Genomic DNA, 12,723 nt, shown 5'->3' with positions numbered 1-12,723 from the left:
GCAGGGCACCGCCGCGAGCGACTAGGCTAGGAGGGTGTTTTCCCGCAGCAAGACCTCGACACCCGACGGCGTGACCCCGGTGGGCGACTCCCCTGACGAGGTGACGCCGCCGTCCGACGCGACGTCGGGCACCGCCGGCAAGGGACGGCCCACGCCCAAGCGCAACGTCGCGCAGGCGGCCAACAAGCGCCCGCTGGTCCCGGACGACCGCAAGGCCGCGCGCAAGGCCCAGCGCGAGAAGTCGCGTGTCGACCGGGAGCGCGCCTACCAGGCGATGCAGACCGGCGACGAGCGGTACATGCCCGCCAAGGACAAGGGCCCGGTGCGCCGGTACGTGCGCGACTACGTGGACGCGCGCTGGAACCTCGGCGAGTTCTTCCTCCCGGTCGCGTTCGTGTTCCTGTTCGCGACGTTCTTCACGCAGCAGTACCCGGAGCTCAGCATCTTCGTGATGCTCGGCCTGTACGGGTTCCTGTTCCTGACGATCATCGACGTCTGGCTCCTGTGGCGGTCGCTGAAGAAGCGGCTGACGGCGAAGTTCGGCGAGGTGCCGCGCGGCCTGCTGATGTACACGATCACGCGGGCCTACCAGCTGCGCCGGTCGCGCCTGCCCAAGCCGATGAGCAAGAAGCGCGGCAACTACCCGGAGTGACCCTCCACCTGCCGAGGTAGAACGACAGCGAGGTAGAACCCGGTGACGGGTTCTACCTCGCTGTCGTTCCGGCCAGGAGGTCAGGCCGGGCGCTTCTTCGGCATGCCCTCGAGGGTCTTGGCCGGGTCACGCACGACCACGCCGGCCAGCGCGTCGTCGATCTGCTGCAGGAGCTCGGCCGGGATGGTCACGCCCGAGGCCTTGACGTTCTCCGCGACCTGCTCGGGGCGGGAGGCGCCCACGAGCGCGGCGGCCACGTTGTCGTTCTGGAGCACCCACGCGACGGCGAGCTGGGCCATCGACAGGCCGAGCTCGTCGGCGACCGGCTTGAGGTTCTGCACGGCCGCCAGGGTCTCGTCGTTCATGAAGCGGCTGATCGTCTGCGCGCCGCCCTTCTCGTCCGTGGCACGCGAGCCCGCGGGCGCCGGCCGGCCCGGCAGGTACTTGCCCGAGAGCACGCCCTGCGCCATGGGCGACCACACGATCTGCGAGACACCGACCTCCTTCGAAGCGGGGACGACCTCGTCCTCGATGACGCGCCAGAGCATCGAGTACTGCGGCTGCGAGGAGATGAGCTGGAAGCCCAGCTCCTTGGCGAGCGCGGCACCGGCGCGGATCTGGTCGGCGGTCCACTCCGAGACGCCGATGTAGAGGGCCTTGCCCTGGCGGACGATGTCGGCGAACGCCTGCATCGTCTCCTCCAGGGGCGTCTCCACGTCGTAGCGGTGCGCCTGGTAGAGGTCCACGTAGTCGGTGCCGAGGCGCTTCAGCGAGCCGTTGATCGACTCCATGACGTGCTTGCGCGACAGGCCGGCGTCGTTGGGACCCTTGGGGCCGGTGGCCCAGTAGACCTTCGTGAAGATCTCCAGCGACTCGCGGCGCTCGCCCTTCAGCGCGTCGCCGAGCACCTGCTCGGCAGCGGTGTTCGCGTACGCGTCCGCCGTGTCGAAGGTGCTGATGCCGGCGTCGAGCGCGGCGCGCACGCACGCCGTGGCGACGTCGTTCTCCACCTGCGAGGCGTGGGTGAGCCAGTTGCCGTAGGTGATCTCCGAGATCTTCAGACCGCTGTTGCCGAGGTACCGGTAGTTGACCATGACCGCACCCTATGACAAACCTTCGAATCGAATCGACCCCGGTGATGGACCCGGTTGGGGAAAGGGCGCCCTACGGTTGCGTGAGGGCCTCTTCGCCGTCAGTGACGCCCCGTCAGGCCCGACGGCGCGAGCCACCGTGCGGCCACCTGCACCACCGGGCCCACGCCGAAGGCGAACACCACCGTCGCCCAGCCGAACGTGCCGCCGAGCAGCACCCCGAGCAGCACGACCGACACCTCGATCGCGGTCTTCACCAGCCACACCGGCCAGCCCGTGACCTGCACGAGGCCCGTCATCAGCCCGTCGCGCGGCCCCGGCCCGAGCCGGGCGCCCACGTAGGCGGCGGTGCTCACCCCGAGCAGGACGATGCCGGCCAGGGCCAGCCCCACACCGGCCGCGAGCGCGGGGGCGGGCAGCAGCCGCTCCAGCACCCACAGCGCCGGGTCGATGACCAGGCTGATCACGATGATGTTCGCGACCGTGCCGATCCCGGGCCGCTGGCGCAGCGGGATCCAGGCGAGCATCACCAGCAGCCCCACGCCGAGCACCACCCAGCCGTAGGCCAGGCCCGTGCGGTCCACGAGGCCCTGGTCCAGCACGGCCCACGGCATGGCGCCCTGCCCCGAGTGGAGCATCAGTGCCGTGGCGAGGCCGAAGCCGACCAGGCCCAGGAGGAGCTGGACGGTGCGGCGCGCGGGGGACATCAGGACGGGCGCCGGCCCGGCGGACTCGGCGGCGGGGTCCAGGTCGTGCTCGGCCGTGGGGCCGGTGGTCGTGGTCATGACATCCAGGGTGCGCATCATTGGCCTTGTCTTCCAGGGCCAATCGCGCAAGAGTGGCCCCATGTCCACCGCGACCCCGACCGTGCTGCGCCATCTCTCCCCCGCGTCCACCGCCCGGCTGCTCGGCACCTGGCACGCGGGCGGACCGGCCTACGTGGCGCTGGCCGACGCCCTGCGGGCCGCCGTCCTGTCCGGCACGCTGGCCCCGCACACCCGGCTCCCGAGCGAGCGTGAGCTGGCCGCGACGCTGCGCGTCTCCCGCACCACGACGTCGGGCGCGTACGCGCGGCTGCGGGAGCTCGGCTTCGCGGTGAGCCGGGTCGGTTCCGGCACCGTCACCACCCTGCCGCAGCGCCCCGTGGACCCTGGGCCGGGCCGGGCCGCGGGCGGCGACGCCCCGGTCGCGGACGACGCGCTGTCCGCCGACGGGATCACCGGCATCCATCCCGCCGCCGGCTACCTGGACCTCTGGCAGGCGACTCCCCCGGCGCCGCCCGAGCTGCACGACGCGTTCACGCGGGCCCTGGAGGGCCTGCCCGCCTACCTGGACTCGGGCGGGTACGAGCCGTACGGGCTCACGCCGCTGCGCGAGGCGGTCGCCGCGCGGTACCGGGAGCGGGGCGTGCCTACCACGGCCGACGAGATCCTGGTGACCACCGGGGCGCAGCAGGCGATCGCCCTGCTGGCCCGGACCCACCTGCACCCGGGCGACCGGGCGGTGGTGGAGTCGCCCACGTACTTCCACGCGATGGAGGCGATGCGCGAGGCGGGCGGGCGCCTGCTGGGCGTGCCCACCGGCCCGCTCGACGTCGACCAGCTCGACTCGGCCGTGCGGCGCGCGCACCCGCGGCTGGTCTACCTGGTCCCCGACTACCAGAACCCCACGGGCTCCGTGCTCTCGGCCGACGATCGGGCGGCGGTGCGCGAGATCGCCGACCGGCACGGCGTCACCGTCGTGGGCGACGAGACGCTCGTCGAGCTCGGCCTGTCCGGCGACGGCACTCCGGCGCCCTTCGCCGGCGACGGCACCTCGCCGCACGTGGTGTCGGTCGGCTCGGCCTCGAAGGTGTTCTGGGGCGGTCTGCGCGTGGGCTGGATCCGAGCGCACCCGCGGGTGATCGACCATCTGGCCCGGGCCCGGCAGTCGGCGGACATCGCGACGGCGGTGCTGGACCAGCTCGCCGTGGCCGACCTGCTGCGCCGCCGGGCCGAGGTGCTGCCGGGCCGGCGGCAGCTGCTGCGCGAGCGTCGCGACCTGCTCGTCGGCCGGCTGCGCGACGCGCTGCCGTGGGACGTGCCCGTACCGCCGGGCGGGCTGTTCTGCTGGGTGGACCTGGGTCGTCCAGTCGCCCAGGCCTTCGCCGCCGCCGCGGCGGCCGAGGGCGCGCGCGTCGCGGCCGGGCCGCTGTTCACGCCGGACGGCGCGGGCGCCGCCACGCACGTGCGGCTCACCTTCACCCGGTCACCCGCGGAGCTGGCCGACGCCGTACCCCGGCTGGTCCGTGCCTGGGAGCGGGTGTCACCCCGCGACGGCCGCCCGCGCAGGTAGCCGCCGCCCGCCGGTCCGGGCCACGCGAGCCGCCCGCCATCACCTCACGGCACCACGTACCGCGAGTCCCGTGCGTCCGTGATCGCCATGTGCCCGGGCGCGTGACCGATCGCGAACGCCGGCCGGGACCGCATGACCGCCGCCTGGGGCGTCACGCCGCAGGCCCAGAAGACGGGGATCTCGCCGGGACGGACCTCGACCGGGTCCCCGAAGTCGGGGGTGGCGAGGTCGGCGATGCCCAGCGCCCCGGGGTCGCCCACGTGCACGGGCGCGCCGTGCACGGCGGGGTACCGCGAGGTGATGCGGACGGCGTCGGCCACCTGGCTCGCGGGCACCGGGCGCATCGACACCACGAGCGGTCCGCTCAGGGCGCCCGCGGGCCGGCACTCACGGTTGGTGCGGTACATGGGCACGTTGGACCCGGCCTCGACGTGGCGCACGGGAACGCCCGCGTCGAGGAGCGCCGACTCGAAGGTGAAGCTGCAGCCCACCAGGAAGGCGACGAGGTCGTCCCGCCACAGGTGCGTCACGTCGGTGAGCTCCTCGACCAGCTCGCCGTCGCGGTACACGCGGTAGGCGGGCAGGTCGGTACGGAGGTCGCCGCGGAAGATCGACGCCGACACCGCGCCCGGCTCGGTGACGTCCAGCACCGGGCAGGGCTGCGGGTTGCGCTGTGCGAACAGCAGGAAGTCGTACGCGTCGGCCCGTGGCAGCGCGATCAGGTTGGCCTGGGTCCACCCCGCGGACCAGCCCGACGTCGGCACACGCAGACCGGCCCGGAAACGCGCCCTGGCCTGGTCGGGGGTGTGCTGGTCGGGCGTGCGCCGGTCCGGCGTCAGGGATGTGGTGTCGGCGTCCATCGGACCATCATGCCGCCCGCGCATCGCGGGCGGACGGCCGGCGCGGACTGCCGGCACCGGTCAGGGGGTGCGCAGCTCCACGGCCGGCGTGGCCTGGGTGCCGTCGTGCAGCAGCCGCACCCGCACCGCGCCCACGGCGGCCAGCTCGCGCCAGTGCTCGCCGAGCCACTGCTCGGCGTCGTACTGCGCGGTGAAGACGGGTGTCACGGGCTCGTCCAGGCGGCGCCCCTCGGCGTCGTCCAGGGCCCACTCCCACTGCGGACGGATCACTCGTACCTCCCACTTGCCGTCGAACCCGCCGATCGGGTCAGCGCACGGTTGATCTCCGACGCCCAGAGCGGGCCCTCGTAGACGAACGACGTGTAGCCCTGGGTCAGGTCGGCTCCCGCGCGCAGGTACGCGCGGACGTCGTCGGCCCGTGTGATGCCGCCCACGCCGATGATGACCGGTCCCGTGCCGAGGCGCTCGCGCAGGCGGGCCACGACCTCCAGGCCCCGGCCCAGCAGCGGCGGACCGGACAGCCCGCCCGGACCGCGCTCGTGGCTGATCGTCGTGTTGACGGCGACCACGCCGTCGAGGCCGAGCTCGAGCACCAGGTCGGCGACGGCGTCGATGTCCTCGCCCGCCAGGTCGGGAGCGATCTTCACCAGGAGGGGGACCCGGCGCCCGTCGCCCGCCGACCCCGCGCCGGTGGCGTCGTCGGCGGCGGCCCGCACGGCCTGGAGGATGGGCCGCAGCGACTCGGTCGCCTGCAGGTCCCGCAAGCCGGGCGTGTTCGGGGAGGAGACGTTGACCACGAGGTAGTCCGCCCAGGGTGCCAGCAGCCGGGCCGACGTGGCGTAGTCGGCGGGGGCCTCCTCCGGCGGCGTGACCTTGGTCTTGCCGATGTTGGCGCCCACGACGATCGCGCGGCCCGCGGCCGTGCTCCGCAGCTCGCGCAGCCGCTGCGCGGCGGCCGCCGCACCCTCGTTGTTGAAGCCCATCCGGTTGCGCACGCCGCGCACGTCGAGCTCGCGCCACATGCGCGGCTTCTCGTTGCCGGGCTGCGGGTGGGCGGTCACGGTGCCGATCTCGACGAACCCGAACCCGAGCATCGTCAGGCCGCGCACCGCACGTGCGTTCTTGTCGAAGCCGCCCGCCAGGCCGAACGGCGCGGGCACCACCCGGCCGAAGAGCCGGACGCTGCCCGGCCCCCCGGCGCGCTGACCGAGGTAGGGGGCGACGGCGCCCTGCACCACGTCGCGCAGCACCGGCACCTTCCCGGCGCGCTCGATCAGCGAGAACGCGAGCTCGTGCGCCCGCTCCGGGTCCATGCCGCGGAAGACGCCGTTGAACAACAACGAGTACGGCCAGCTCATGCGGTCCTCTCCTCGGACGGGCTGCGCGACGTCCGCCACAGCCACCACAGACCCACGAAGGGCAGGACGAGCGGCACGTAACCGTAGCCCTGGCCGAACCCGGACCACACGGTCGACTCGCCGAACGCCTCGGGGTCGGCGAGCGACAGCGCGCCGACCGTCACCACGCCGACAGCCTCGATCCCGACGGTGACCCAGGCCGTCAGCCGCCACGCGGGGGTGCCGATCGCGAGGGCGAACGTCGCCACGACGTACACGACGGCGGCGAGCGTCGACAGCGAGTACGCCACCGGCGCCTCGCCGAACTTCACGACCAGCTCGTAGGACGAGCGGCCCAGTGCCGCGAACGCCAGGATGCCGTAGACGGTCACCAGGACGCGACCGAAGCCGCGTCCGGTCCGGCGGCCGGCCGGTCGTCCCGCGCCACCCCGCCCGGTGGTCTGCTCCATCATGCTCCCGTCCAGATCTGCCACAGCCGCCACTCCAGGAAGGCGACCGTCAGCGACGCCACCAGCAGCACCACCGAGCTCCACCTGGTCCGCTCGGCGAACGCCCACGCAGCGGCGATCGGCAGGATCACCAGGGTGGTCGCGTAGTAGCCCCAGAACAGCAGCGGGTCGCCCGCGCCGGCGCCGGTGGCGCCCTGGACGATCGCCACGACGCCCTGGACCAGCACCAGGCCCTCGATCACCGCCCCGCCCCAGAGCTGGTTCAGGATCACCGCACGGTCGCGGGCCACGAACCAGCCGGCCCACCCGGCCAGGGCCACGCAGAGCGCGACCACGAGGAGCAGGAGGGCGAGGATCACGCCCGCAGACTACCGGGCCGCACCTGCGGGGCGGCAATCGGAACCGACGTGACCTGCGCCTCTGTCGAGCGGCCCGGCCGCGCGCCGTGCGGCTCGGGGAGGGTGTCAGGGCCCCGGGTTACCATCGGCCTCGTGACCGACGTGACCCTCTCCAGCAAGAATCCCACCGCCGTGAAGGCCGAAGCGCTCGTGGTGGCGACCGCCCAGACGTCGGACGGCGTTGCCGTCGTGTCCGACCAGCTCCCCACCGACCTGCTGACCCAGCTCGAGACGCTCGCCCCGCAGCTCGGCGTGACGGGTGCGCGTGACGAGGTGCGCAAGATCCCGGCCGGCCCGCAGCTCGCCGCCGAGGTGCTGGTCCTGACGGGCCTCGGCGAGCGCGCCGAGGACGGCACGTTCTCCGCCGAGACCCTGCGCCGCGCGGCCGGCGCGGCGACGCGCGAGCTCGCCGGGCTCGCCTCCGCCGCGATCGCGCTGCCCGCTTCCGACGACGACGAGATCACCGCGGTGACGGAGGGCGCACTGCTCGGCGCCTACGCCTTCAACCGGTACCGCAGCGCGGGCAAGGAGACCGGCAAGGACGCCGCGAAGGACGCCGCCAAGGGCTCGAAGAGCGCCGGCAGGAACGGCAAGGACCCGGTCGCCGCGATCGAGATCCTCACCCCGCTGCACAAGAACGCGAAGGCCAAGCTCGCCGCCGAGCGCGCCGAGATCCTCGCCGCGGCCGTGCACGCCACGCGCGACCTGGTCAACACCGCACCCAACGAGCTCTACCCCGCCACGTTCGCCGACGCCGCGAAGGCCGCCGCCAAGGACGTCAAGCACGTCCGGGTGACCGTGCTGGACGACAAGCAGCTCGCCTCGGGCGGCTACGGCGGCCTCACCGCCGTCGGCCAGGGCTCGTCGCGCGGCCCGCGTCTCGTCAAGGTCGCCTACACGCCGGCCAAGCCGACCGCGAAGGTCGCCCTGGTGGGCAAGGGCATCACGTTCGACTCCGGCGGCATCTCGATCAAGCCGGCCGCCGGCATGGAGGCCATGAAGTCCGACATGGCCGGTGCCGCCGCCGTCCTGAGCACGGTGGTCGCCGCCGCGAAGCTGAACCTGCCGGTCGCCGTCACGGGCTACCTGTGCCTCGCCGAGAACATGCCGGGCGGCAACGCGCAGCGCCCGGCCGACGTCATCACCATCTACGGCGGCAAGACCGTCGAGGTGCTCAACACCGACGCCGAGGGCCGCATCGTCATGGCCGACGGCCTGGTCTCCGCGGTCGAGGACGGCCACGACGTGGTGCTCGACATCGCCACGCTGACGGGCGCGCAGATGGTGGCGCTCGGCAACCGCACGTCCGCCGTCATGGGCACCGACGAGGTCCGCGACGAGGTCAAGGCCGCTGCCGACGCCGCGGGCGAGCTGTTCTGGCCGATGCCGCTGCCGGAGGAGCTCAAGGCGAACATCAAGTCCAAGGTGGCCGACGTCGCCAACTCCGGCCCGCGCTGGGGCGGCATGCTGAACGCCGGCCTGTTCCTGCAGACCTTCGTGGGCGACCACCCGTGGGCCCACCTGGACATCGCCGGCCCCGCCTTCAACGACGGCGGCGCGCACGACTACACGCCGGGCGGCGGCACGGGCGTGGGCGTCCGCACCCTCCTGACGTTCCTCGAGGGCCGGGCGAAGTAGCTACTTGGCGCGGCGCTGGGCGCTGTTCCAGTCGCGCATCCGCTGGGGGTAGCCGGTGAACCGGACGTTGTACACCGGCACCCCCAGCTGGTTGGCGATGTCGAACGCGGTGCGCTCGTCCGGCACCCGGCGGCGCGTCCACTCCCCCGTGCTCGCCACGAGCAGGACGGTGCTGGGGATGTCGGTGGTCGGGGGCTCCACGTACGCCTCCACGCCGACCCGCGTGCTGATGAACTCACCGAGGTGGGCCATCGTCTGACGGCGCGCGTCGCCACCTCCGGGGCGCGGACCGCTGCCGGACGACGACCGTCGCTGGAAGAATCGCGCGAGCGAGCTACGGGACTGGCGGGGCATGGAACGAGGGTACTAGCGAGACCCGTACCGGCCTAGGCAACTCGACGCAGATCCAGACGCAGTCCCAGGGAAAGCCACACTCTTGTCACAGAATGTCGCCACGGTCACACCCGTCGAGGCTGGTTCACGATTGGGGCCACGCCCGCTGAAGTGTCAAGATGGCATGCGGTGCTCATGATCCGCGCACGGTTCGCCCACAGGCAGGACGCGTGCACGGTTCGCCCCCGAGCCCATGCCTTCGACGAGGAGCCAGCACGTGCCATCGCCTGACAACCCGGACACGTTCGACGTCGTCGTGCTCGGCGGGGGCAGCGGAGGCTACGCCACCGCGCTCCGGGCCGCGCAGCTGGGCCTGAACGTCGCCCTGGTCGAGAAGGACAAGCTCGGCGGCACATGCCTGCACGTCGGCTGCGTCCCCACCAAGGCGCTCCTGCACGCGGCCGAGGTGGCCGACGCGGCCACCCACGGCGCGCAGTTCGGCGTCCGCACCTCGCTGGACGGCATCGACATGCCGGGCGTGCTCGCCTACAAGGACTCCGTGGTCGCGGGCCTGTACAAGGGCCTGCAGGGCCTGATCGCCTCGCGGAAGATCACCGTCGTCGAGGGGCACGGCACGCTCGCGGCCCCCGGCGTCGTCGAGGTCACCGCCGCGGACGGCGCCACGTCGCGCTGCACGGGCACCCACGTGGTGCTCGCGACCGGCTCGTACGCCCGCACCCTGCCCGGCCTGGAGCTCGGCGGCCGCGTCATCACCTCCGACCAGGCCCTCACGCTCGACACCGTGCCGAAGTCCGTCGTGGTGCTCGGCGGCGGTGTGATCGGCGTCGAGTTCGCCTCCGTCTGGAAGTCCTTCGGCGCCGACGTGCAGATCGTCGAGGCGCTGCCGCACCTCGTCCCGAACGAGGACCTCGCGCTCTCGAAGGCGCTGGAGCGCGCGTTCCGCAAGCGCGGCATCAAGTTCTCCCTGGGCGACCGGTTCGCCCAGGTCAAGCAGTCCGACGACGGCGTGCAGGTCGAGCTGGAGTCGGGCACGACGTTCGACGCCGACCTGCTGCTGGTCGCCGTCGGGCGCGGTCCGCGGACCGCCGACCTCGGCTACGAGGCGGCCGGCGTCCGTGTCGACCGCGGGTTCGTGCTGACCGACGAGCTGCTCCGCACCGGCGTCACCACGCCGGCCGGCGGGCAGGTCTGGGCGGTCGGCGACATCGTGCCGGGCCTGCAGCTCGCCCACCGCGGGTTCGCGCAGGGCATCCACGTGGCCGAGCAGATCGCGGGCCAGTCGCCCGCGCCGATCGACGAGGCGGCGATCCCGCGCGTCACCTACTGCGAGCCGGAGGTGGCGTCGGTCGGCGTCACCGAGGCGAAGGCCGCGGAGCTGTACGGTCCGGACCAGGTGGAGACCATCGAGTACAACCTCGCGGGCAACGGCAAGAGCAAGATCCTGGGTACCCAGGGCTTCGCCAAGCTGGTGCGCCGCAAGGACGGACCCGTGGTCGGTATGCACCTGATCGGCTCGCGTGTGGGCGAGCTGATCGGCGAGGGCCAGCTCATCGTGGGCTGGGAGGCGTTCCCTGAGGACGTCGCCTCGCTCGTCCACGCACATCCCACCCAGAACGAGGCACTCGGAGAGGCACACATGGCACTGGCCGGCAAGCCTCTGCACGCCCACAACTGACCATAACGACAAAGGAGACCCCACAGGTCATGTCTGAGAACGTGCAGCTGCCGGCCCTCGGCGAGTCCGTCACCGAGGGCACTGTCACCCGCTGGCTCAAGGCTGTCGGCGACGAGGTCGCCGTCGACGAGCCGCTGCTCGAGGTGTCGACCGACAAGGTCGACACCGAGATCCCGTCGCCGATCGCCGGCGTGCTCGAGCAGATCCTCGTCCAGGAGGACGACACCGTCGAGGTCGGCGCCACCCTCGCCGTCATCGGCGACGGTTCCGGTTCGGGTGCCGCTCCCGCGGCTCCGGCCGCCGAGCCCGCGGCCGCCGAGGCGCCCGCCCCCGAGCCGACGCCGGAGCCCGCCGCCCCCGCACCGGAGCCTGCGCCTGCCGCCGAGGCGCCCGCGCCCGCCGAGGCCCCGGCTCCGGCCGCCGCGCCGTCCGGCGACGCCACCGAGGTCCCGCTGCCCGCGCTGGGCGAGTCGGTCACCGAGGGCACCGTGACGCGCTGGCTCAAGGAGGTCGGTGACGACGTCGCCGTCGACGAGCCGCTGCTCGAGGTCTCCACCGACAAGGTCGACACCGAGATCCCGTCGCCGGTCGCCGGCACGCTCCAGAAGATCCTGGTGCAGGAGGACGAGACCGTCGAGGTCGGCGCCGTCCTGGCGCTGGTCGGCTCCGGCGCGGCCGCCCCGGCCGCCTCGCCGGCCCCCGCCGTCCCGGACCCGGCCGCCGACTCCCCCGAGCCGGCCGCGGCCGCCGCCCCGGCTCCTGCGCCCGCACCGGCTCCCGCCGCCGCGCCCGCTCCCGCGGCTCCCGCCCCGACGCCCGCGCCCGCCGCCCCCGCGCCCGCGCCCGCACCGGCGGCCGCACCCGCGGCCCCGGCACCCGCCGCTCCCGCCGCGGCGTCGACGGGCCGCACCATCGGCTCGTACCTGACCCCGCTCGTGCGCAAGCTCGCGGCGGAGAAGGGTGTCGACGTCGCCGAGGTCAAGGGCACCGGTGTCGGTGGCCGCATCCGCAAGGAGGACGTGCTGGCGGCTGCCGAGGCCAAGGCCGCCCCCGCCGCCGCGCCTGCCGCCGCACCCGCGGCCACGGCCGCGCCGTCGGCCCCGACCAAGCTCGAGGTCTCGCCGCTGCGCGGTACCACCGAGAAGATGTCGCGGCTGCGCAAGATCGTCGCCGAGCGGATGCTCGAGGCGGTGCAGACCCAGGCCCAGCTCACCACCGTCATGGAGGTCGACGTCACCCGCGTCGCACAGCTGCGGGCCAAGGCCAAGGAGTCGTTCGCCGCTCGCGAGGGCGCCAAGCTGACCTTCCTGCCGTTCTTCACGCTGGCCGCCGTCGAGGCGCTCAAGGCGTACCCGAAGATCAACGCCACGATCGACACCGAGAAGGGCGAGATCGCCTACCACCCGTCGGAGAACGTGGGCATCGCGGTCGACACCGAGCGCGGCCTGGTGGTCCCGGTCATCAAGAACGCCGGCGACCTGAACCTGGCGGGCATCGCGCGCCAGATCCAGGACCTGGGCGCACGTACCCGGGCGAACAAGGTGACGCCGGACGAGCTGTCGGGCGGCACGTTCAACATCACCAACACCGGGTCGGGCGGGTCGCTCATCGACACCCCGATCGTGCCGCTGGGCCACGCCGCCATCCTGGGCACGGGCACCATCACCAAGCGCCCGGTCGTCGTGACGGACCCGCTGGGCAACGAGAGCATCGCGGTGCGCTCGATGGCGTACATCTTCCTGTCCTACGACCACCGTCTGGTCGACGGCGCGGATGCCGCCCGCTTCCTCACCGCGATCAAGAACCGCATCGAGGAGGGCGCGTTCGAGGCCGAGGTCGGCCTCTGACGCACAGCCGCCCGCGCACGTCCTGGACGCGCGCCTGACGGCCAGCACTCGACGACGGCCGGTCCCG

General features: G+C 73.3%; 13 protein-coding genes. 5 read left to right on the top strand and 8 right to left on the bottom strand.

Annotated features, from left to right (window positions below; all coding sequences use genetic code 11):
• Positions 1–34 precede the first annotated feature (34 nt).
• Complete coding sequence (locus ACIBBF_RS08895; protein WP_397412592.1) at positions 35–652, top strand: DUF3043 domain-containing protein; 618 nt, start codon at positions 35–37, stop codon at positions 650–652.
• Positions 653–732: 80 nt separating this feature from the next.
• Here ACIBBF_RS08895 and ACIBBF_RS08890 read toward each other — a convergent pair whose 3' ends face one another.
• Both ACIBBF_RS08890 and ACIBBF_RS08885 read right to left on the bottom strand, forming a co-directional pair.
• Positions 733–1,746, bottom strand: coding sequence for an aldo/keto reductase family protein (locus tag ACIBBF_RS08890; protein WP_397412590.1), 1,014 nt, complete (start codon positions 1,744–1,746; stop codon positions 733–735).
• Positions 1,747–1,844: 98 nt separating this feature from the next.
• A complete protein-coding gene (locus tag ACIBBF_RS08885) occupies positions 1,845–2,528 on the bottom strand; it encodes a YitT family protein (protein ID WP_397412588.1) in 684 nt (227 codons plus the stop codon).
• 61 nt (positions 2,529–2,589) lie between these two features.
• Here ACIBBF_RS08885 and ACIBBF_RS08880 point away from each other — a divergent pair, with 61 nt between their 5' ends.
• Complete coding sequence (locus tag ACIBBF_RS08880) at positions 2,590–4,077, top strand: PLP-dependent aminotransferase family protein (RefSeq protein ID WP_397412586.1); 1,488 nt, start codon at positions 2,590–2,592, stop codon at positions 4,075–4,077.
• A gap of 44 nt (positions 4,078–4,121) precedes the next feature.
• On the opposite strand, the gene ACIBBF_RS08875 is transcribed toward ACIBBF_RS08880, so the two are convergent.
• From ACIBBF_RS08875 to ACIBBF_RS08855, 5 genes are read right to left on the bottom strand one after another with little or no spacing between them, the layout of a single operon-like run.
• On the bottom strand, positions 4,122–4,937 hold the full coding sequence (locus tag ACIBBF_RS08875) for a putative hydro-lyase (protein ID WP_397412584.1): 816 nt from the start codon (positions 4,935–4,937) through the stop codon (positions 4,122–4,124).
• A 60-nt stretch (positions 4,938–4,997) separates the two neighbouring features.
• A complete protein-coding gene (locus ACIBBF_RS08870; RefSeq protein ID WP_397412583.1) occupies positions 4,998–5,207 on the bottom strand; it encodes a hypothetical protein in 210 nt (69 codons plus the stop codon).
• On the bottom strand, positions 5,204–6,295 hold the full coding sequence (locus ACIBBF_RS08865; protein ID WP_397412581.1) for a quinone-dependent dihydroorotate dehydrogenase: 1,092 nt from the start codon (positions 6,293–6,295) through the stop codon (positions 5,204–5,206). The genes ACIBBF_RS08870 and ACIBBF_RS08865 overlap by 4 nt, the downstream gene beginning before the upstream one ends.
• A complete protein-coding gene (locus ACIBBF_RS08860; RefSeq protein ID WP_397412579.1) occupies positions 6,292–6,768 on the bottom strand; it encodes a hypothetical protein in 477 nt (158 codons plus the stop codon). Before ACIBBF_RS08860 ends, ACIBBF_RS08865 begins: the two co-directional genes overlap by 4 nt.
• Entirely contained in the window at positions 6,744–7,103 is a 360-nt protein-coding gene (locus ACIBBF_RS08855; RefSeq protein ID WP_397412577.1) for a hypothetical protein, read from the bottom strand. The genes ACIBBF_RS08860 and ACIBBF_RS08855 overlap by 25 nt, the downstream gene beginning before the upstream one ends.
• A 132-nt stretch (positions 7,104–7,235) precedes the next feature.
• Between ACIBBF_RS08855 and ACIBBF_RS08850 the strand changes: the two genes are divergently transcribed.
• Positions 7,236–8,780, top strand: coding sequence for a leucyl aminopeptidase (locus tag ACIBBF_RS08850; RefSeq protein WP_397412575.1), 1,545 nt, complete (start codon positions 7,236–7,238; stop codon positions 8,778–8,780).
• On the opposite strand, the gene ACIBBF_RS08845 is transcribed toward ACIBBF_RS08850, so the two are convergent.
• Positions 8,781–9,134 (bottom strand): oxidoreductase, encoded by a 354-nt coding sequence (locus ACIBBF_RS08845; protein ID WP_397412573.1) that lies wholly within the window; start codon positions 9,132–9,134, stop codon positions 8,781–8,783.
• A gap of 232 nt (positions 9,135–9,366) precedes the next feature.
• On the opposite strand from ACIBBF_RS08845, the gene lpdA reads away from it, so the two are divergent.
• The gene (lpdA, locus tag ACIBBF_RS08840; protein ID WP_397412571.1) at positions 9,367–10,809 is read left to right on the top strand and encodes a dihydrolipoyl dehydrogenase; all 1,443 of its coding nucleotides are present in this window, start codon (positions 9,367–9,369) and stop codon (positions 10,807–10,809) included.
• A 29-nt stretch (positions 10,810–10,838) separates the two neighbouring features.
• Positions 10,839–12,656: a 2-oxoglutarate dehydrogenase, E2 component, dihydrolipoamide succinyltransferase gene (gene sucB, locus ACIBBF_RS08835; protein ID WP_397412569.1), complete on the top strand. Its 1,818-nt coding sequence runs from the start codon at positions 10,839–10,841 to the stop codon at positions 12,654–12,656.
• Positions 12,657–12,723 lie beyond the last annotated feature (67 nt).

It is taken from the genome of Promicromonospora sp. NPDC050880 (genome assembly GCF_044456525.1).
Taxonomy (GTDB): domain Bacteria; phylum Actinomycetota; class Actinomycetes; order Actinomycetales; family Cellulomonadaceae; genus Promicromonospora.
Note: the sequence above shows the minus strand (reverse complement) of the source record. Positions and strands in the feature narration are given on the sequence as shown.

Bases quoted from the DNA above. Each gene is read 5' to 3' on its own strand.
- ACIBBF_RS08890 (WP_397412590.1), bottom strand. From the start codon at position 1,746: ATGGTCAACTACCGGTACCTCGGCAACAGCGGTCTGAAGATCTCGGAG.
- ACIBBF_RS08885 (WP_397412588.1), bottom strand. From the start codon at position 2,528: ATGACCACGACCACCGGCCCCACGGCCGAGCACGACCTGGACCCCGCC.
- ACIBBF_RS08880 (WP_397412586.1), top strand. From the start codon at position 2,590: ATGTCCACCGCGACCCCGACCGTGCTGCGCCATCTCTCCCCCGCGTCC.
- ACIBBF_RS08875 (WP_397412584.1), bottom strand. From the start codon at position 4,937: ATGGACGCCGACACCACATCCCTGACGCCGGACCGGCGCACGCCCGAC.
- ACIBBF_RS08865 (WP_397412581.1), bottom strand. From the start codon at position 6,295: ATGAGCTGGCCGTACTCGTTGTTGTTCAACGGCGTCTTCCGCGGCATG.
- ACIBBF_RS08845 (WP_397412573.1), bottom strand. From the start codon at position 9,134: ATGCCCCGCCAGTCCCGTAGCTCGCTCGCGCGATTCTTCCAGCGACGG.
- lpdA (WP_397412571.1), top strand. From the start codon at position 9,367: ATGCCTTCGACGAGGAGCCAGCACGTGCCATCGCCTGACAACCCGGAC.
- sucB (WP_397412569.1), top strand. From the start codon at position 10,839: ATGTCTGAGAACGTGCAGCTGCCGGCCCTCGGCGAGTCCGTCACCGAG.